The 18,231-nt window shown below is 70.9% G+C and carries 16 protein-coding genes; 7 read left to right on the top strand and 9 right to left on the bottom strand.

What is annotated here, in order from left to right; translation table 11 throughout:
* Positions 1-2 precede the first annotated feature (2 nt).
* Entirely contained in the window at positions 3-1,214 is a 1,212-nt protein-coding gene (locus BJ971_RS37595; RefSeq protein WP_184998048.1) for an MFS transporter, read from the bottom strand.
* Between the two features lie 153 nt (positions 1,215-1,367).
* Between BJ971_RS37595 and BJ971_RS37590 the strand changes: the two genes are divergently transcribed.
* The 3 genes from BJ971_RS37590 to BJ971_RS37580 all read left to right on the top strand — a co-directional run bounded on the left by BJ971_RS37590 (position 1,368) and on the right by BJ971_RS37580 (position 3,484).
* Complete coding sequence (locus BJ971_RS37590) at positions 1,368-2,162, top strand: IclR family transcriptional regulator (protein ID WP_184998047.1); 795 nt, start codon at positions 1,368-1,370, stop codon at positions 2,160-2,162.
* A gap of 102 nt (positions 2,163-2,264) precedes the next feature.
* Positions 2,265-2,780 (top strand): sigma-70 family RNA polymerase sigma factor, encoded by a 516-nt coding sequence (locus BJ971_RS37585; protein WP_184998046.1) that lies wholly within the window; start codon positions 2,265-2,267, stop codon positions 2,778-2,780.
* Positions 2,777-3,484 carry an anti-sigma factor family protein gene (locus BJ971_RS37580; protein WP_184998045.1) on the top strand — a complete coding sequence of 236 codons (708 nt, stop codon included), beginning with the start codon at positions 2,777-2,779 and terminating at the stop codon, positions 3,482-3,484. Before BJ971_RS37585 ends, BJ971_RS37580 begins: the two co-directional genes overlap by 4 nt.
* A gap of 15 nt (positions 3,485-3,499) precedes the next feature.
* Here BJ971_RS37580 and rarD read toward each other — a convergent pair whose 3' ends face one another.
* The 3 genes from rarD to eccE form a co-directional block, all read right to left on the bottom strand.
* A complete protein-coding gene (gene rarD, locus BJ971_RS37575; RefSeq protein WP_184998044.1) occupies positions 3,500-4,444 on the bottom strand; it encodes an EamA family transporter RarD in 945 nt (314 codons plus the stop codon).
* A 166-nt stretch (positions 4,445-4,610) separates the two neighbouring features.
* Positions 4,611-4,994: a phage holin family protein gene (locus tag BJ971_RS37570; protein WP_184998043.1), complete on the bottom strand. Its 384-nt coding sequence runs from the start codon at positions 4,992-4,994 to the stop codon at positions 4,611-4,613.
* Positions 4,995-5,136: 142 nt separating this feature from the next.
* A complete protein-coding gene (gene eccE, locus BJ971_RS37565; protein ID WP_221478929.1) occupies positions 5,137-7,044 on the bottom strand; it encodes a type VII secretion protein EccE in 1,908 nt (635 codons plus the stop codon).
* A gap of 245 nt (positions 7,045-7,289) precedes the next feature.
* Between eccE and BJ971_RS37560 the strand changes: the two genes are divergently transcribed.
* The 4 genes from BJ971_RS37560 (at position 7,290) to BJ971_RS37540 (ending at position 11,297) form a co-directional block, all read left to right on the top strand.
* Entirely contained in the window at positions 7,290-7,622 is a 333-nt protein-coding gene (locus BJ971_RS37560) for a WXG100 family type VII secretion target (RefSeq protein ID WP_311772856.1), read from the top strand.
* A 25-nt stretch (positions 7,623-7,647) separates the two neighbouring features.
* Positions 7,648-7,941, top strand: coding sequence for a WXG100 family type VII secretion target (locus BJ971_RS37555; RefSeq protein WP_184998042.1), 294 nt, complete (start codon positions 7,648-7,650; stop codon positions 7,939-7,941).
* Positions 7,942-8,205: 264 nt separating this feature from the next.
* Positions 8,206-10,935, top strand: coding sequence for an SseB family protein (locus BJ971_RS37545; RefSeq protein WP_239087567.1), 2,730 nt, complete (start codon positions 8,206-8,208; stop codon positions 10,933-10,935).
* Entirely contained in the window at positions 10,932-11,297 is a 366-nt protein-coding gene (locus BJ971_RS37540) for a UCP033725 family protein (RefSeq protein WP_184998041.1), read from the top strand. The genes BJ971_RS37545 and BJ971_RS37540 overlap by 4 nt, the downstream gene beginning before the upstream one ends.
* Here the strand turns inward: BJ971_RS37540 and BJ971_RS37535 are convergent.
* The 5 genes from BJ971_RS37535 to BJ971_RS37515 all read right to left on the bottom strand — a co-directional run bounded on the left by BJ971_RS37535 (position 11,294) and on the right by BJ971_RS37515 (position 18,170).
* Entirely contained in the window at positions 11,294-12,214 is a 921-nt protein-coding gene (locus BJ971_RS37535) for an alpha/beta fold hydrolase (protein WP_184998040.1), read from the bottom strand. The two genes, BJ971_RS37540 and BJ971_RS37535, sit on opposite strands and share 4 nt — an antisense overlap.
* 18 nt (positions 12,215-12,232) lie before the next feature.
* A complete protein-coding gene (locus BJ971_RS37530; RefSeq protein WP_184998039.1) occupies positions 12,233-12,703 on the bottom strand; it encodes a hypothetical protein in 471 nt (156 codons plus the stop codon).
* A 106-nt stretch (positions 12,704-12,809) separates the two neighbouring features.
* The gene (locus BJ971_RS37525; protein WP_417281805.1) at positions 12,810-15,179 is read right to left on the bottom strand and encodes an immune inhibitor A domain-containing protein; all 2,370 of its coding nucleotides are present in this window, start codon (positions 15,177-15,179) and stop codon (positions 12,810-12,812) included.
* A 187-nt stretch (positions 15,180-15,366) separates the two neighbouring features.
* A complete protein-coding gene (locus BJ971_RS37520) occupies positions 15,367-15,726 on the bottom strand; it encodes a hypothetical protein (protein ID WP_239087566.1) in 360 nt (119 codons plus the stop codon).
* A 98-nt stretch (positions 15,727-15,824) separates the two neighbouring features.
* The gene (locus tag BJ971_RS37515; protein WP_184999304.1) at positions 15,825-18,170 is read right to left on the bottom strand and encodes an immune inhibitor A domain-containing protein; all 2,346 of its coding nucleotides are present in this window, start codon (positions 18,168-18,170) and stop codon (positions 15,825-15,827) included.
* Positions 18,171-18,231: the final 61 nt, after the last annotated feature.

Here is an 18,231-nt window from a genome sequence, read left to right as displayed (position 1 = left end):
CGTCAGGCCGTCGCGGTGGTGACCGCGTGGCGGGTCAGCATTCTGCTTCCCGCGACCATCGCCGCCGCCGCGCAGAGCATCGCGAGCGCCGCGGCCGTCCACATCGCCGGGTAGCCCGCCGTGGCGGCCAGGGTGCCCAGGCCGAGTGGCCCCAGGCAGCCGCCCGCGTACACTCCGGTCTGCGTTATCGACGTGGCCGCCGCCGGTGCCTGCGGGTGCAGGCGGACCACGGCGAAGTTCATCAGCCCGGGCCAGGCCCAGCCCAGCCCGAAGCCCAGGACGACGCCCAGGACCAGCGTGACCGGGCTCGGCGCCGCCATCAGTGCCAGCCCGGCCGCCCCGGCGACCAGCAGCACCGCGATCACGGCGATCTGGTGCGCCGGGAAGCGGTCCGCCTGCCAGCCGCCGTACAGCCGGGTCAGCACGCAGACCGCGCCGCCAAGGGTCAGCGCCAGCCCCGCCGTGCCGGGCGCCAGGCCGCGGGCCACCGCCGAGTCGACCAGGAACGTGCCGAGCGCGTTGGCCGAGCCCGCCGCGAGCGTCGCGCCGACCCCGATCACGACCAGGGCCGCGGTGGCCCGCTCTCCGGTGCCCGTCTCCGGCCGTTTGGCCGCGGTAAGCTCCGACGGTACGAGCAAGAGCGCGCCGGCCGCACCGACCGCCGCGAGCACGAACGCCCACCGCCAGCCGACGGTCAGGGCCACCGCCGGCACCGCGGCGCCCGCCAGCAGGGTGCTGACGGGGATCGCCGCCTGCTTTACGCCGAACGACAGGCCCTGCCGGCGCACCGGCACGTGCCGCGACAGGCTGGTGTTGCTCGCCAGTTGGCCCATCGCGTTCCCGGCCGCGCCGAGCGCCAGGATCGCGATGAGCGTCCACAGTGACGTCGCCGCGACCGCGACCGTCAGCAGCGTCGCCGAGGCGAGCGCGACGCCGGCCCGCGCGATCGCCGTCGCGCCGTACCGTTCGACGAGCGCGCCCGCGGGCACGGAGGCAAGCGCGCTTGCCCCGAAGTACGCCGAGACAGCCAATCCGAGACCCGCCGGGGTGAAGTCGAGTTCGTCGCCGATCTGGACCGCGAGTCCGCCGACGAGGAACACCGGAACCGAACAGGCGATGGTGGTGGTGAGCGCGCCGGTGACCGCGCGCCACGGCCTGACCGAGTACCCGCTGGTAGCGGCGTTCTCGGCGGGCAGGATCCGGGGCTCGGCCATCAACCGGAGGTTATGCCCAGCGGCGCCGAATGCGAGACGGTGAGTGTTAATGACCACACGTGCCGTAAAGATCGGTCATGGTCGACACGCTTGAGGCATTCCGTCGGGGGAAGATTATTCATATGGTGTAAGTCCCCGGCGTCGGAGGTGGCTGTGCGCGACCCCCTGGCGGAGCCGTCAGATCTCATCCGGAGCGTGTCACGCGCCCTGCGTGTGCTCGAATCGGTGGGTCGGGCTCCGCGTGGACTCACCGTGAAACAGATCGCCCGGCGGTGCGAGCTCACCGTCGCGACGACATATCACCTCGTCCGCACTTTGGCCTACGAGGGCTATGTGATCCGCAGAGAAGACGGCACGTACATCGTCGGCCTGGAGATCGCGGATCGTTATCGCGAGCTGGTCTCCGCGTTCCGGGGCCCGCCGTCGGTCGGCGAGGCGTTGCGCAGGGCCGCGGTCGAGACCGGCTACAGCCACTACCTGGGCCGCTTCGTCGGTGGCCGGATCGCCGTCACCGCCTGCGCGGAGGGCGCCCGGTCGCCGTTCATGGACGATATGGTGCCCGGCTTCGACGAGGGCGGGCACGCGACCGCGCTCGGCAAGGCCCTGCTCGCGACCCTGACCGCCGACCAGCGCGCCCGCTATCTGCGCGACTGGGGCATGCGGGCGTTCACCCCGGCGACGCTGACCTCGCCCGAGGCGCTCGAGGCCGACCTGGCCGCGGGGGAGCGGCGCGGGATGCAGCTGGAGATGGGCCAGTTCCGGCAGGGACTGGCCTGTGCCGCCGTCAACGTCGTCTCCGACCGGGACATGGAGCGCAGGCTGGTGCTCGCGTGCGCCCTGCCGGCCGCCGAGATGCTGACGTCCGCCCGGGTGGTTCGCGCCAAGCTGACGGCCGCCGCCCGCAATGTCGCCGAGGCGCTGTCCGCGGGCGACGCCGTCACCGCCTGACCGCCTCCCGGCATGAGTGAACTGCGGGCCTAAGACTCCTTTGAACCGCCCGACCCGAGCGCACGTAATACGGGTTGGAACGCGCGAGGGAGGTCGGCAGGCTTGGAGGATCAGGATGCCGAGCTTTTGCGCGCTCTGCAGGACGAGCACGGGGACGCTCTGTTCGCGCACGCCGTTCGCCTCTCCGGAGGGGATCGGCAGCAGGCGGAGGACCTCGTGCAGGAGACGCTGCTGAGGGCCTGGCGCTATCCGGAGGTGCTCGACCCCGAGCGCGGCGGAGTCCGGTCATGGCTTTTCACCACCGCACGCAACCTGGCGATCGACGCCTGGCGGCGCCGGTCGGTCCGGGTTGGCGAGGTGGTCACCGACATGATTCCCGAGCCACCGCCGAGTGCGGACGAGGCGGACCGGGCCGTGGAGGCCTGGACGGTCGCGGAGGCACTGGGCCGGCTCTCAGCGAGTCATCGAGACGTCCTGGTGGAGTGCTTCTACCAAGGGCGATCCGTGGCGGAGGCCGCCGCGAGGCTGGGCGTCCCGCCCGGCACGGTCAAGTCGCGCACGCACTATGCGCTGCGCTCACTACGCATGGTTCTGGACGAGATGGGGGTGACGGGATGAGATGCGATCACGAGCACGACGATGGCGCATATGTCCTCGGTGCCCTCTCGCCCGCGGAGCGCGCCGCCTACGAACGGCACCTCGCGACGTGCTCGTTCTGCCGGGAGGCGGTCGCGGACATCGCCGTTCTGCCGGGCCTGCTCGGCCGGCTCGACGCCGCCGAGTTCGAGAAGCTGCTCGCCCCCGATCTGCTGCCGCCGCCACCGAGCCGGCGCACCAGCGTGCCCGATCTGGTCATGGCCGCGCAGTCGACGCGGCGCCAGGAACGCCGGCGGGTCCGCTGGCGGGTGCTCGGCTCGGCGCTGGCCGCCGCCTGCCTCGCGCTTGTCGTCGGCGTCGGCACGGTGTTCTGGATGGGCCGTGGCGTCGTGGATCCGTCGGTGACCGGCCCGACCGTGGCGATGACGCCGGCCAGCGACCGGGTGCCGGTGACCGCGAACATCAACCTCACCGGCGCCGCCGGGGGCACGAAGATCAACCTCGTCTGCTTCTACAACCGGGGCAACGAGGAGTCGGAGCCCTACCGGATCCGGCTGATGGCGTACGGGCCGAACCGGGAGAGCGAGCAGCTCGGCTCGTGGGTCGCCTCGCCCGGCAAGGAGTTCACGATGTCCGGCGTCACGCACTTCACCGCCGGCACGCTGTCGCGGCTGGCGCTGGTGCGCAACGACGACAGGACGCTGCTCTCCTACGACGTCCCCTGACGGGAGTCACTCTCGTCAGCGTGGCGGAAGGACGGCGGCTGGTTCGGCGGTGGCGGCCGCTGGGGCGGCCGCCGTCCTCCCTCTTGCGGCCCGGGCGCCCCGGATCCCGTCGACCGTGAAGATGATCAGGGCGATCCAGACCAGCGCGAAGCCGACCAGCCGGGGCGCCGGCATCGGCTCGTGGAAGATCAGCACCCCGCAGGCGAGCTGGAGGATCGGCGCGACGTACTGGAGGATCCCGATGCCGACCAGCGGCACCCGGTTGGTCGCGGCGGCGAAGAGCAGCAGCGGTACGGCCGTGGCGAGCCCGGACAGCAGCATCAGGATCGTGTGGGTGGCCGAGACGTGCCCGAACTCGGCGCCGCCGGTCGCGTTGAGCCAGCCGAGGTAGCAGAGCGCGGGCACGGCGAGCACGGCCGACTCGACGAACAGGCCCTCGGCGGGCGGCAGCCCGAGCCGCTTCTTGATCAGGCTGTATGACCCGAAGCTCGCGGCCAGCGCGAGCGCGATGTACGGCAGATGCCCGTAGTCGGCCGTCAGGACGGCGACGGCCAGCGCGCCGACGCCAACGGCGGCCCACTGCCAGCCCCGCAGGCGCTCGTTCTGCACGGTCACGCCGAGCAGCACGACGACCAGCGGCGTGATGAAGTATCCGAGCGCCGTCTCGACCACCCGCGACGAGTTGACGCCGTAGATGTAGGTCGCCCAGTTCGCGCCGATCAGCACCGCGGCCAGCGTGATGCCGCCGAGCAGCCGCCGGTCGCGCAGGATGCGGGACAGAAAGCGCCAGTTGCGCATGGCGAGCAGCACCAGGCTGACGAAGAGGACCGACCAGATCACCCGGTGGGCGAGGATCTCCAGCGGCCGCGAGGGCGCGAGCAGCTTGAAGTAGATCGGAAAGAAGCCCCACAGCACGTACGCCGTGAGGCCGTATAGATAGCCGCGTCGTTCCTCACCCATGCACTCACCGTAAGGTCCATGCCGGGGTTCCGGTCCTTGCGTATGTCCCAGCTCACCGGACCAATCGTCCGGCCGTGGCCTGAAGATCGCATTCCGGCGCAGGGCGCGGCGCGGCCCGGCACGCGTCGCGGTGAACGCGTGCCGGGCCGCGGTGGTGTACCGCCGCTTACTTCTCCCCGCGGTCCGGGACCAGCATGTTGAGCAGCCAGCTCACGACGCCGACCAGCAGCGCGCCGAGGACCGCGCTCGGCCAGAAGTCATCCACGTGGAACGCCAGGTCGAACTGGCCCGCGATCCAGCTGACCAGCATGAACAGCAGGCCGTTGACGACCACGGAGATCAGGCCGAGGGTCAGCACGTACAGCCCGCAGCCGATCACCTTGATGATCGGGCGCAGGACCGCGTTCACGATGCCGAAGATCGCCGCGACGATCAGCAGGGTGATTACCTGATCGCCGATGGATTCGGTGGTGAGACGGATGCCGTCGATCACCAGTGTCGCGATCCACAGCGAAACGGCGGTGATCACCAGCCGGATGAGGATGCCCATGGCACGGGATGGTGCCATGATCAGTCCAGTCTTGTGGGGAACACCCCCCGTTCTTGTCCCGGTCGTTGCGTGTCGGGCGCGACAAAACCGGCCAATCCCCAGTTACGCCGCGGCGCTCGGGCCCGGTCCGGCCCTGGCCGGCTCAGCCGCGGACCGGGGGGCCGATGAGCTGGGTCTCGATCGGGGTCTGTGACAGGGCCGCCCAGCGAACCGCCCGTCTGTTGATCACGCCGACCATGTCCGCGCGGATCTGGGTCAGCCACTTCGCCGTCTCGCCCAGGCCGAGGGCCGCGCCGACCAGGCCGGCCTCCTCCGCGCGCAGCGGCTGGACCAGCAGCAGATCCGCCCGGGAGGCCACGTCGGCGTCGGCCGAGCTGAAGTCGTCGCGCACCACGAGCGTGGCCTGCCAGCCCGCGCCCGGGCGGTTGTCGGCGCCGACGGGGCCGATGTCGACCACCACGAGCAGCGGGTGCAGCGCCGTACCCGGCGGGATCTGGACCGTCCGCCCCGGCGGGATGACCGCGATGGACTCGCCCGGCACCGCCGCGCCTCGCACGAACGGCTCCCAGGCCTGCGGCCGGGCCGTCTGCACGACCACCCGGGCGCCGAGGGCCATCGCCCGCAACGCGAGCAGTTGGGCGCAGCGGACGCCGCCGACGAGCAGCGCCCGGGTCTGCTCGGGACGGAACAGCCGCGCGATGACCGGCTCGCCCTTGCGGTTGGCGCCGATCATCAGGCCAGCGCCGCCGATCGGCAGCTGGAGGTCGTCGAAGAGGTCGGCGTGGGCCGCCTCGGGGCCGGGCAGGCCGGGCAGCCCCGGTGTGGTGGGCATGGCCAGCGGCAGGGTGGCGGTGAGGCCGTCCAGGTGCTCGCCGTCCAGGCGCCGGGCCGTGGCCCGCTCGGCGGCCAGCAGCTTGCGCAGCGCCTGCGCCGCGACCGAGAGCGAGGCGGTGTCCGGCGCCGCGAGGCGGATGGTCAGGTCCATCGCCGTCTGGTTGCCCGTCGCGGAGCGCGGGCCGGCGCCGAGCGCGACCGTCGTCGCGGCCGCGGGCAGCGCCAGCATCCGCGGCACCAGCCGGCGTGCGGTCTCGATCCGCGGGTCGGGCCAGCGCTGTAGCCGGAAGGTCGCCTGGGTCAGGCTGCCGACCCGCAGGCCCGGCCAGGTCTCCTGCGCCGCGCCGACGCCGTCGTCGTGTGCCAGCTCGGCGATGACCCGCAGGGCCGCGGCCCTGCCGAGCGGCCGGGCCGGGACCGGGCCGAGGCGGCGAGACAGCTTGCGGACGAGGCCGGACAGCGCGCGCCGCAGGTCCTCCTCCGGCCAGCCCTCCGCGCGCAGCACCCGGACGGCCAGCAGCGCCCGGCTGTGTCCGAGCAGGCGGCCCTCGGTGAGCTGGCGATAGGAGTTGGCGGGGGTGCCGCCGCCGGCGCGCAGGGACGGCGCGGGCGCGCCGATCAGCAGGAGCTGCACGCGGCACGGCGGGTGCTCGCCGCCGGCGGGTGGCAGCAGGCCGGCCGGCGACGGCAGCAGGGCGCTCTCCTCGGCGAGCAGGCCGTTCGGGTCGCCGAGCTCCAGCACCGCGGTGAGGCCGTGCCCGTCGACGATGACCGCGGCCGGGTCCCCGGCCAGGTCGGCCTGCTCGATGCGGGATCCCGGCGCGACGAACTCGAGCAGCGCGCCCGGTGCGGCCGCCACGGAGACGGCGTGCCGCCGCCCGGCGAAGCGCGTCGCGGTGCCGAGCCACTCGAACGCCCACCGGCCGCGCAGCCGCAGCCAGGTGACCGCGAGCAGGATCGCCGCCAGGAACGCGCCGGCGGCGAGCCCGAGCGGGCCGTTGATCGCGCCGACGAGTAAGGCGACGATCGCCACCTGAGTGCTGACCCACTGGCCCGTGCGAATACCGAACAATCGTCCATGTCGGACACGTTTCCGGCGGATCTTCGGCAGTGGGCGGCCGGCGCCGCTGAGCTCCGGGAAGCCGCGGCCACCCGCCACATCTGCCGTCACCTGCGCCCGCCTCTCCTGTAGCACGCCCTGACCGCGCGGCCCCATCGTAGGACTCGGGTGGCCTGAGCAGGGGGCGGTATCGATGTCCACAGCTTGTCTCGCGGGGCTACCGTGACTGCGTCCAAGCCGTTACCGTCGGCGATGAGAATGGACAATCGGCTGCTCAGGGGTGCCCCCCACTGTCTGGTGTAAAGGGCTAACCTGAGAGCCACGCCACATGCTCCGGTGGTCGTCAAGCACGACCCGTCCACTCAGGATCCGGTGCAGCGACAGACGATCAAGAAAGCGGGGTGACGTCCGGGGTGTCCGAGACGAAGGCGCAAGCCGCGGTGATGGCGAAGACCGCCGCGCAGTTCGATCAGGTCAACAATTCGCTGACCTCGATGTTGAACAAGCTGATGCACGAGCTCTCCCACCTGCAGACCGCCTGGGTCGGCCGGGGTGGCAGGGCGTTCGAGACCGTCAAGGTCCAGTACCAGCGCGACCTCTCGAACCTGAACAAGGCCCTCGCGGAGACCGCGGAGGCGATCCGGACCTCCGGTGTCAGCTACACCAGCACCGACGACTCGGCGGCCGACATCGTGACCAAGTCCGGTGGCGGTGGCCACACACTGCCGCTCTAAACCCAAGCGGGGGAAGGATCACTTCATGAACGACGGTTTGCTGAAGGTCAACTTCGGGGCCCTGGCTCAGGCCGCCGCGGACATCCAGAAGGCGTTGAACGAGCTCGAGTCGCAGCTCAGCCAGCTTGAGGCCGACGCGCGCCCGCTGGTGGCGACGTGGGAGGGCAAGGCGCAGTCGGCGTACGCCATGCGTCAGCAGCGGTGGACCAAGGCGTCCGCCGACCTCAAGGGCATCCTGCGTGGCATCAAGCTAGCGGTCGACCGGTCCGCCCAGGACTACGCCGCGACCGAGGGCAATGCGGAGAAGCGCTTCAGCTGAACTTCGCGTACCGCCGAATCTTCGCGGCACGGCCGGAACGCCCGAAAGGGTGTCGTTCCGGCCGTTGCTGTCTCTCCCTAGATCTGGTTACCTTCAGTCATTGGGCGATATCTCTGTGCGACGCGTGTGGGTATGGGCAGCCTTTGATCACGCAGATGGACCACTTCTTGGCTGTATGCATCCATCCGCCCATTGTGATCGCCGCCTGACCTTGTAGGTTGTACGCGTTGAGGTGGCCCGTTCGCCGCGAAGGGAGAGGTGGACGTGACCGAGTGGGAACCGGCTACGGACGCCGAAATCGCGATGCGCAACGCCTTGCGCACCGACGATCAGGAGTCTTATTTCCGTATTCTCGCCGGGGTCGACCTGCTCTTGCCGGTCTCGGCGGACGCCCTCGCCGGCCTCGCCCCGCTCGGCTGGGGCACGTGGAGCACCGGCGGCCGCACACACGTGCTGGCCTTCACCTCCCCGGCGGCGTTGCAGGCCTGCCTGGCCGACTACACCGGCTCGGCCCGCCGGGTGGCCTATGCGGAGCTCGCCGACACCTGGCCCAACCTCGAGTGGTGGCTGGCGGTCAACCCCGGCCTGCCGATCGAGGGATACCTGCCGGCCTGGTTCGTCGCCCAGCTCTCCCGCGGTGACCTGCGCCTGCCGACCCGTGGCCCGGGCCGAGAGGGCAGCAACGCGCCAGAGCGCATCCAGGACCTGCACGCGGCCGCGACCATGGCCGCGAACGCGGCGGCACAGGGCTACTCGGCGGCCGCGGCGGCACAGAATTACCCGCCGGCCACCCAGCCCGGCGGTCCCATGACCGACCGGCCGATGTCGGGCGCCCCGATGTCGAGTGCTCCGGTGTCCGGCGTGCGCTCGCCCGGCGCGCCGACGATCGACGGCCCGTCCTCCGGCAGCCCTGCCTACAGCGGCTCTCCCTATGGCCCGCCTCCGAGTGGCTCTGCCTACGGCCCGCCCCCGGGCAGTTCTGCCTATGGGCCGCCTCCGGGCAGTTCTGCCTATGGGCCGCCTCCGGGCACTTCTGCTTACGGGCCGCCCCCGGGTAGCTCCGCCTATGGCCCGCCTCCGGGCGGCTCTCCCTACGGTCCGCCTCCCGGTGGCTCCGCACCCGCCGGCCCGGCGCCGTCGGGCGTCGGTGGTGCGGCCCCGCACGGGGGCACCACCCCCGGCGCGCACCCCTCCGGACGTCCGGCACCCGCCTCCGGCAGGCCGGCCGACCCGGCGGGTGGCGAGGTGGGCCCCGGCGGCCTGCCGCTGCGTACCCCCGGCGGCGTGCTGCCCAGCGGACTACCCTCGCGCGTGCCCGGCACCCCGCAGGGCCCGGGCGGCGGCCGGGGCAACGGCATCCCCGGCGGCCAGTTCAACGGTTTCGGCGTGCCCGACCGCCCCGGTGCGGCGCAGCCCACCGGCCTCGCGGGCGAGCCCGGCGGAGCACCGTACCGACCCGGTGGCGAGGCGAGCGGCGACGTGCCCGCCGCCTACGCGCCGCCGACCATTCCGCCAGGCGGCGCTACCAGGCCGCCGAGCATGCCCAGCGCCCTCGACGCCCTCGCCGGCCGGACCGGCGCCCCCGCCGGCGGTCCGAGCGCCCTGGACGCTCTCGGTAACCGCCCGGGCGCGCCCACCTCGACGAGCCGGGGCGGCGCCTCCGCCGAACCGGCACCGCTGCTGCAACGCCCGGACGCGCCGTTGCCCACGCGCACCCCGATGGCGCAGACGCCCCCGCTGCCGGCACACATCCCGCCGCCCGCGGACGACGACGACGCGCAGCGGCCTCCGGCGACCGCCGACGAACCGGACCAGGACGCCGCCGACGAGGCGTCGCCCCAGGCGACCCCGCAGTCCGCGGCCGGGCAGTCCGCGGCCGCGCCGCCGCGGTCCGGTCTCGCCCCGCCGGTCATCCCCGGCGTGGCAGGCGCCGGCCGGTCGGACACCGGCCCGGCCGTGCCCGTGGCGCTGGAGCGCCGCCCGGTACCGCCGGCGGCCAGCACCGCGCCGGCGGCCGGACCCGCGCCGGAGGAGGACGACTTCATCCCGGCGAACGAGGTCGAGCGCGAACTCATCCAGGCCGTGGACGACGCCAGCACCGACTCCTTCCTCTCCACCCTGCTGCTCGCCACCGTGCTCGTGCCCGTCGCGCCCAACTCGCGGCCCGGCAGCGCACCCGGCGAGTCCGGTTTCGCCTTCCGGACCGAGGAGACCGACGGCGAGCGTTTCCTCGTCGTCTTCACCAGCCGGGACCGGCTCGCCGAGCACTTCGCCGAGCCCGCCCGCACCGTCGCCGTGCGGTTCGTCGACCTGATCCGCAACTGGCCCGACCCGGCCTGGTCGTTCGCGGTCAACCCGACGTCGGTGATCGGCGCCAGGTACCCAGGCCCGCAGGTCATCGCCCTCGCCAGCTGGGCCGTCGAGGCCGGCCTCGGCGGCGACCCGGCCGACGCGCCGCCGGCCGAATCCGTCTCGGCGGCGCCGCAGCAGCGGCCCACCGAGCCGTCGGCGCCGTTGACCACCATGCAGAAGGCGGTGCCCGCCGAGCAGGTGGACTACTACCTGGAGCGCGGCTACGACCGGGTCGCCGGTTTCGTGCACCGGGCCGGCGAGGTCGAGCACCTGAACTCGCCGGGCGAGCTCTTCGCGGCGCTCGGCCTGATCTACGACGGCTCGCCGTACCAGCCGGATGCCAAGGAGGCCTTCGTGCTCCGCTGGCCGGCACACCGGCCAAGCCTCTACCGCATCCCGTACGGCGGGCAGAGCGAGCAGGCGCTGCGGGCCATGGACGGCTGGGTCATCGAGCGTTCCCCGTTCCGGGGCAACGGTTTCGCACCCGGCGAGGGCAAGGACGTCATCGCGGAGTTCAAGGTGGACAGTGTGCGACTGCCGCACGGCGCGGAGCTGTGGCGGATGGACGCCGACGGCGACAAGCAGCTCGTCGCGGTCTTCGACTGCGACGCGCCGGTGTGGCGCCGGGCCGGTGAACAGTGATGCGCGACGGCTACGTGGTGACCTGGCACGGCCGGGAGTACGACGCGGCACCCGACGGCGAGAACGTGCGGATCTACGCGCCCGAGGCCGGCGACGGCTTCGAGGAGGCCCGGCCCGGCCGGTACGTCCGCGTGCTCGAGCCCGGCGAGTTCAGCGACCTGGTGTACGTCCGCACGACCTGTTCGTGGCGCGGCGAGCCGTTCATCGTCCTGGCCGAGGCCGACTCCTGGCTACGCGTCGAATACACGGGCGGCCGGGCGCCGATCGCGCGCGACCTCGGCCTCGAGGAGTTCGACTTCGGGGTCTACCAGGGCTGGGCGCCGGCGCACGAGGTCAGCGAGCTGTACGAGCACCGCGTCTAGGTCTTGAGCCAGCGCAGGATCTCGCCCGTGATGATGTCGGGCGCCTCCTGGTGCAGGAAGTGACCGGCGTCGGGGATCAGGCGCCACTCGTACGGCGCGATCACGTAGCGGCCCGAGCCCTGTGCCGTGCGGGGCAGGACCGCCGTGTCCAGGGCGCCGTGCATCTGGAGCGTCGGCGTGATCAGCGGGCTCTGCATCAGCTTGACGAAACGGTAGCCCTGTAGCCGCAGCGCCGACCGGAACACCCAGCGGTAGGCCTCGAGCGCGCAGAACGCCGCCTGCGGGATCTGCATGGCCTCCCGGCACCGGGCCACGAATTCCGCGTATTCTCGCGTCTCCGCCCATCTCGGGCTGCTCCACTGCCGGATCAGCTCGCCGACCAGGGCCGCGTCGTCCTTGGTCAGCACGTGCTCGTAGCGGGGGACCTGGAAGCGCAGCAGGCTGGCGCTGGCGGACAGCTGGCCGCGCGGGTCCGCGAAGAGCGCCGCGCGCAGCCGCAGCGGGTGTGCCGCGCCGAGCACCACGAGCCGGCTCACCATCTTGGGGTGGAACGCCGCCGCCGCCCAGCCGATCATGCCGCCGGCGCCCGCGCCGACGATCATCGCGGAGCGCTCACCGAGCGCCCGGATCAGGCCGGTGACGTCGGCCGCCATCGTGTAGCCGTCGTAGCCGCGCGGGGGCTTGTCGCTGGCGCCGTAGCCGCGCAGGTCGATCGCGACGGCCCGGAACCCGGCGTCGGCGATCCGGGTCAGCACGTCGCGCCAGGTCCACCAGAACTCGGGGAAGCCGTGCAGCAGGAGCACGAGGGGCCCGGTGCCCGCCTCGACGACGTGGAAGCGGCTGCCGTTGGCGCCGACGGAACGGTGGGTCCACGGACCCTCCGTCAGTACGCACGCCTCGTCCACCTGGGCACTCATGCGAAACAGGGTACGGGCCTAGGGGAAATGCTGGATGGCACCCACGCTTACCGGGATGCCTTCGCCACAGTCGATGCGCAGTTTCGCGGGGGCGAGCCGGGCCCGAATGTGATCACCTTTGGCCAGTTTGATCCCGGTGTCCGAGTACATCGCGTATGCGACGCCGTCGAAGGTGACCATGCCGTAGCAGGGTCCGGTGCCGCCGCGGGTGATGGTGCCCTCGGTCCAGCCGGCGGTGTGGACGATGTCCGTCGGGGTCTTGGGTATCCCGGCGGGCCGGGACGGTGGTGCCCCGGTGGGCACCGAGCTTCCGGTGGGCTCTGAGCCGTCGGGAGCGACCGGGCTCCTGGCCGTGCTCGAGGCTGTCGGGGTGGCGCCGCTGGGCGGGACTGGCACGGAGTTGCCCTGGGTCACGGTCGGCCCGGAGCAGCCCGTGAGTAGCCCCAGGACCAGGAGCGTCGCTGTGGCCGTACGGGAAAAAGTGATCATGATGCACCTCCGTGAGTGAGACCCGGTTCTTCCGCCGTGGGTTCCCGCCGGAAAGGGGCGACGCCCGGGCGCCGAGGCGCCCGGGCGTCGCTGTGGTGCGGGTCGGTCAGGAGAACTTGACCTTCAGGGACGTGCCCTTCTGCTCCACGACCTTGATCTTGACGCCGACGGCCGGCAGCTTGACGCCGGCCCACGGGATCTCGTCGTAGAAGTACTTCTTGGTGTCGTCGAACGTCGACTGCCCGGCCTGGCCGCGGATGTAGCTGGCCTTGCCGTTGAGGTGCAGCGTGAACGAGTCCGCCTTCGTCGTGCCGAACGGCGCGTCGTAGAGCTGGATCCGCGAGCGCCACGGTGCGCCGTCGAGGTTGTAGGACGGCGCCGGGTGGCTGTCGATGATCAGGTTACGACCGGAGCCGGGGTGCTGGTTGACGTTGTTGTCAGCAACCGACGTGTCGTTGTACGAGATCAGCAGACCCTGCTGGTACGAGAAGTGCTCGACCCAGTCCGGCTTGGTGGTAGCCCAGCCGAAGTTGTACGGGCCCGTCTTCAGGTACTTGTCGTACGAGGTGTAGGTGCGGTTGCCCGCGATGTAGAAGTTGTCGTACTCGGCGGTGATCGCGGAACCCTCGACGCTGAAGCCGGCAGCGGTCCAGGTCGGGGTGCCCTCGGCACCGTCGACGGCGCCCGCGGTCCCGTTGACCGTGACGGCCAGGTCGTCGCCGAAGAAGCCGCCCGCGGACAGGCCGCCGTCGGTGATGTAGTGCAGGCGGACCTGCACGGTCTTACCGGCGTACGCGTTCAGCGGGATGCTGATGTTCTTCCACGCGCCACCGCTGTCGCCGCCGAGAGCCGGACGCGGCGGAACCGCGCCGTCGACGCCGAGCGGGGCACCGTCGACCGTGCCGTCGAGCGCGGTCCAGTTGGTGCCGTCGGTGGAGGCCTCGAAGTAGAGGTAGTCGTAACCCTCTTCGATGCTGTAGCGGCCCTTGAGGTCGAGCGACGCGGAGGTGGCCCCGGTCAGGTCGACCGACTTGGTCAGCGTGGTGTTGAGGTTGTCGTCGTTGCCCGAGAAGTACTGGCTGTCGCCGGCGAACGGCGCGCCGAGGTCGGTGGTGACCTCCTTGTCGGGCAGGACCACGACCGCGGCCTGCGCCTTCTTGCTGTTGTACTCCTGCGGGCCGAGCTCGAGGGTCTTCTTCTGACCCGCGACGACGGTCTCGTAGTCGAGCCAGCCGAGCTGCAGCTTGTTCCAGGCGCCGATGTCGCCCGGGCGGGTGCCGAGGGCCTCGCCGGCGCCGGAGAGCCGGCTCTGCGCCATCAGGGTCCAGAACTCGCTGTTGTTGTTCGCGCCACCGGAGGTGTCGTAGTCGTCCGGCAGACCGAGGTCGTGGCCGTACTCGTGAGCGAAGACGCTCAGGCCGCCGTTCTCGGGCTGGACGGTGTAGTCACCGATCCAGATGCCGGTGTTGCCGATCTGGGTGCCGCCGGCCTTGTTGGTGACCGGGCCGGTGATGCCGGCCGAGGTGTTGTACGCGTACCAGCGGTGCGCCCAGATGGCGTCCTCGCCCTGCTGCGGGTCGCCGTCGGACTGGTCGCCGCCGGCGTGGACGATCTGGAAGTGGTCGATGTAGCCGTCGGCCTCGTTGAAGTCGCCGTCGCCGTCGAAGTCGTAACGGTCCCAGACGTCGAAGCTCGCCACGTCGGCCTTGATCTGGGCGTCGGTGCGCCCGGCGGCCTTCTGGTCCGCGACCCACTTGTTGGCGGCGTCGGTGACGAGCGCCCACGTGTTGGTGTCGGTGCAGAGGCCGTTGATGTCGCAGTCGCGACCGTAACGGGCCTCGTTGTAGTTGACCTTGACCCAGTCGGTGACCTCGCCGTCGACGCTGTAGCGCCCGGACGACTGGGTCTCGTAGTAGGTCTTGAGCGACTCGGCGCCCTTGCCCTCACCGAAGTAGAGCTTCTGGAAGTGGTCCCGGTTGTAGTTGGCCTGCCACACCGTGCTGTTGTCCTTGGTGCGGTCCGGCGCCGGGATCTTGTTGTGCAGCGGCCCCTCGAACGTCGTCGGGCCCGCGGTGAGCGGGTCGCTGTCGACGTCCGGGTAGTTCGGGTGCCGGTCGTTGCCGAACTCGGCGAGGATCACGAAGAGCCGGTCGGTCTGCTCGCGGCCGAGCTCGACGTACTGGTCCTGACCACCGCGGCCGACGCGACGGTGGGTCTCGCCGCCACCGTGGGTCTTGCCGATCTTCGCAATGGTGCTGCCGCCGCGCTTCTGCGTCTTGACGGTGCCCTTGAGGATGCCGTTGACGGCCTCCTGGCGCAGCTCACGGCGCTTGTCCTCGAACGGGTTCGGGAGGTCGTCGACCGGGGCCTTCTTGCTGGCCTTCGCCGGAGCCGGATCCACCGGGGGCGCCGCGGTCGCCGCAGCCGGGAGCATGATCCCGACGCTGGTGACCATCGCGGCGCCGAGTAGTCCCACGACTACTTTGCGCACTACGTACCTCCGTTGACGTGACCGATCGCTGTGTGCAGCGGAACGGCGGTAAACGGCCCCGACGATTCGGGGCTCACGTGAAGGTATGCAAACACTCCGATCTATGGAAGTGCTTGTCGCAATTGAAAGTAGATCTTTACGCGATGTGACTCTGTGTCGATGGACAAACGGGTCAGTCGAGCACGTCCAGGGCTGTCACCTGGTAGAGGTCGCCCGTTCCACAGTCGATGCGCAGCAGCGACGGCTCGGCCCGTACCTGGATCCGGGTGCCCTTGACCAATTCGCGCCCCCGATTCTCGTAGAGGGCGAATTGCTTGCCGTCGTCCGTGATCAGGCCGTAGCAGGGTCCGGAACCGCCGCGGTTGACCGTTCCGACGATCAGATCGTTCTGCTGGAACGCGTCCGTCGGTTCGCTCGGCGGCGCGGTCGGCCGCGGCTGCGTGGGCAGCGGAGCCTGACCGGTTTCGCCCGGTTGGTAGCAGCCGGCGAGGAGTGTCGTCATCAACAGCACGGCGATCGGGGCGCGGTTCATGGCCATTACCCTCCGACGTCACCCGGGAGCGGATGGTTCCGAAATGAGACGGCGCCCGGGGAGAGACTCCCCGGGCGCCGCTCGGTGTTACCGATGGATCAGCTGATCTTGACCTTGATGGAGGTGCCGTTCACGTCGACAACCTTGACCTTCACGCCGACGGCCGGGAGCAGGACGCCCTGGTTCGGCAGCTCGGAGTAGAAGTACTTCTTGGTGTCGTCGAACAGCGGCTGCGCGGCCTGGCCACGGATGTAGCTGGCCTTGCCGTTGATGTGCAGCGTGAACGAGTCGGCCTTCTTCAGGCTGAACGGCGCGTCGTACACCTGGATGCGGGCGCGCCACGGCAGGCCCTCGAGGTTGTAGAACGGCGCCGGCCGGCTGTCGATGATCAGGTTGCGACCCGAGCCCGGGTGGACGTTCGTGTTGTTGTCGACCTGCGAGGTGTCCCAGTAGGAGATCAGCAGACCCTCCTGGTACGCGTAGTGGTCGACGTAGTCGGGCTTCGCCGGCTGGTAGCCGAAGAAGTACGGGCCCGTCTTCAGGTACTTGTCGTACGAGACGTAGCTGCGGTGGCCCGCGATGTAGAAGTTGTCGAACAGCTTGGTCGAGCTGGCACCGACGATCGTGAACCCGCTCAGCGTCCAGGTGGTGGTCCCCTCGGCGCCGTCGGTCGACACGGTCGCGCCGTCCGCGGTGACGGTGATGTCGTCACCGAAGAAGCCGCCCTCGGAGACGCCACCGTCCGTCAGGTAGTGCAGGCGGAAGGTGATCTTCTTGCCCGCGTACGCGTTCAGCGGAACCGCGATGTCGGCCCAGGCGCCGCCGGTGCTGCCGGTCAGCGCGGGGGTGTTGCTGGCGTCCGTCGGGAAAGCGGCGCCGTTGATGGTGCCGTTCAGCCGGGTCCAGGTCGCGCCGTTGTCCTCCGAGGCCTCGAAGTACAGGTAGTCGTAGTCGGCCTCGATGTCGTAACGGCCCTTGAGCGTGACCGCCGAGGTGGTCTTGCCGGTCAGGTCGATGCTCTTGCTCAGCGAGTTGTTCAGGTCATCCGCGTTGCCGGAGAAGAACTGCCCCGCACCCGCGTAGGGCGCGCCGAGGTCGGTCGTGACCTCCTTGTCGGGCAGCACCACGACCGCGCCCTGAGGCTTGGCGGTGTTGTACTCCTGCGGCCCGAGGTTCAGCGTCTTGGACTGACCCGCCACGACGGTCTCGTAGTCGAACCAGCCGAGCTGGAGCTTGTTCCAGGCACCGAGGTCGCCCGGACGGGTGCCGATGCCCTGGTCGTCCTTGGCGCTGAGCCGGCTCTGCGCCATCAGCGTCCAGTGCTCGTTGTTGTTGTCGCCGCCACCGGAGGTGTCGTAGTCGTCCGGCAGGCCGAGGTCGTGCGTGTACTCGTGCACGAAGACGCTCAGGCCGCCGTTCTCCGGCTGGATGGTGTAGTCGCCGATCCAGATGCCGGTGTTGCCGATCTGGGTGCCGCCGAGCAGGTTGCCGCTCGGGCCGGTGCGACCCTGGTCGGTGCCGTAGGCGTACCAGCGGTGGCTCCAGATGGCGTCCTCGCCCTGCTGCGGGTCACCGTCGGCCGCGTCGCCGCCGCCGTGCACGATCTGGAAGTGGTCGATGTAGCCGTCGGACTCGTTGAAGTTGCCGTCGCCGTCGAAGTCGTAGCGGTCGTACTGGTCGAACGACTTCATGTCGGCGGCGATGTCGGCGTCGCTGCGGCCCGCGGCCTGCTGGTCGGCGACCCACTTGTTCGCGGCGTCACGCACCAGCGCCCAGGTGTTGCTGCAGACGTTGCTGCCGCAGAGGTCGCGGCCGTAACGCGCCTCGTTGTAGTTGACCTTGACCCAGTCGGTGACCTCGCCGTCGACCGAGTAGCGGCCGGACGACTGGCTCTCGAAGTAGGTCTTTACCGACTCGACGCCGGCGCCCTCGCCGAAGTACTGCTGGCGGTAGAAGGCGGGCGAGTAGTCCGAGCGCCAGACGGTCGAGTTGTCGACCGCGCGGTTCGGCGCCGGGATCTTGTTGTGCAGCGGCCCCTCGAAGGTGGTCGGTCCGGGGATCGCGGGGTTGCTATCCACATCGGGGTAGCTCGGGTGCCGGTCGTTGCCGAACTCGGCGAGGATCACGAAGATCCGGTCGGTCCGCTCGCGGGCGACCTCGACGTACTGGTCCTTGCCCGCCTTGGGCACGGACCGGTTCGTCGCGCCGGAGCCCTGGGTGCGCCCGACCTTGACGACCGTGCTGCCGTTCTTCGTCACCGCTTTGGCCTTGCCGCTGACAACGTCGGCGACCGCGGCGTCGCGCAGCGAGCGGCGCTTGTCCTCCAGCGGGTTGGGCAGATCGTCGACCGGCGCCGAGTTGGCCTTGGCGGCGGCTGGGGCGGGATCGACCGGCGGGGCGGCGTTGGCACCGGCGGGGAGCAAGACCCCGACACTGGTGACCATCGCGGCGCCCAGCAGTCCTGCGACCACCTTGCGCACTACGTGTACCTCCGTTGACGTGACC

This window comes from Amorphoplanes digitatis (assembly GCF_014205335.1).
GTDB classification, from domain to species: Bacteria; Actinomycetota; Actinomycetes; order Mycobacteriales; family Micromonosporaceae; genus Actinoplanes; species Actinoplanes digitatus.
This window is presented reverse-complemented; position numbering and strand designations above follow the sequence as displayed.

Bases quoted from the DNA above. Each gene is read 5' to 3' on its own strand.
- eccE (WP_221478929.1), bottom strand. From the start codon at position 7,044: ATGGGGCCGCGCGGTCAGGGCGTGCTACAGGAGAGGCGGGCGCAGGTG.
- BJ971_RS37595 (WP_184998048.1), bottom strand. From the start codon at position 1,214: ATGGCCGAGCCCCGGATCCTGCCCGCCGAGAACGCCGCTACCAGCGGG.
- BJ971_RS37520 (WP_239087566.1), bottom strand. From the start codon at position 15,726: ATGAACCGCGCCCCGATCGCCGTGCTGTTGATGACGACACTCCTCGCC.
- BJ971_RS37555 (WP_184998042.1), top strand. From the start codon at position 7,648: ATGAACGACGGTTTGCTGAAGGTCAACTTCGGGGCCCTGGCTCAGGCC.
- rarD (WP_184998044.1), bottom strand. From the start codon at position 4,444: ATGGGTGAGGAACGACGCGGCTATCTATACGGCCTCACGGCGTACGTG.
- BJ971_RS37580 (WP_184998045.1), top strand. From the start codon at position 2,777: ATGAGATGCGATCACGAGCACGACGATGGCGCATATGTCCTCGGTGCC.
- BJ971_RS37535 (WP_184998040.1), bottom strand. From the start codon at position 12,214: ATGAGTGCCCAGGTGGACGAGGCGTGCGTACTGACGGAGGGTCCGTGG.
- BJ971_RS37530 (WP_184998039.1), bottom strand. From the start codon at position 12,703: ATGATCACTTTTTCCCGTACGGCCACAGCGACGCTCCTGGTCCTGGGG.
- BJ971_RS37570 (WP_184998043.1), bottom strand. From the start codon at position 4,994: ATGGGCATCCTCATCCGGCTGGTGATCACCGCCGTTTCGCTGTGGATC.
- BJ971_RS37515 (WP_184999304.1), bottom strand. From the start codon at position 18,170: ATGGTCACCAGTGTCGGGGTCTTGCTCCCCGCCGGTGCCAACGCCGCC.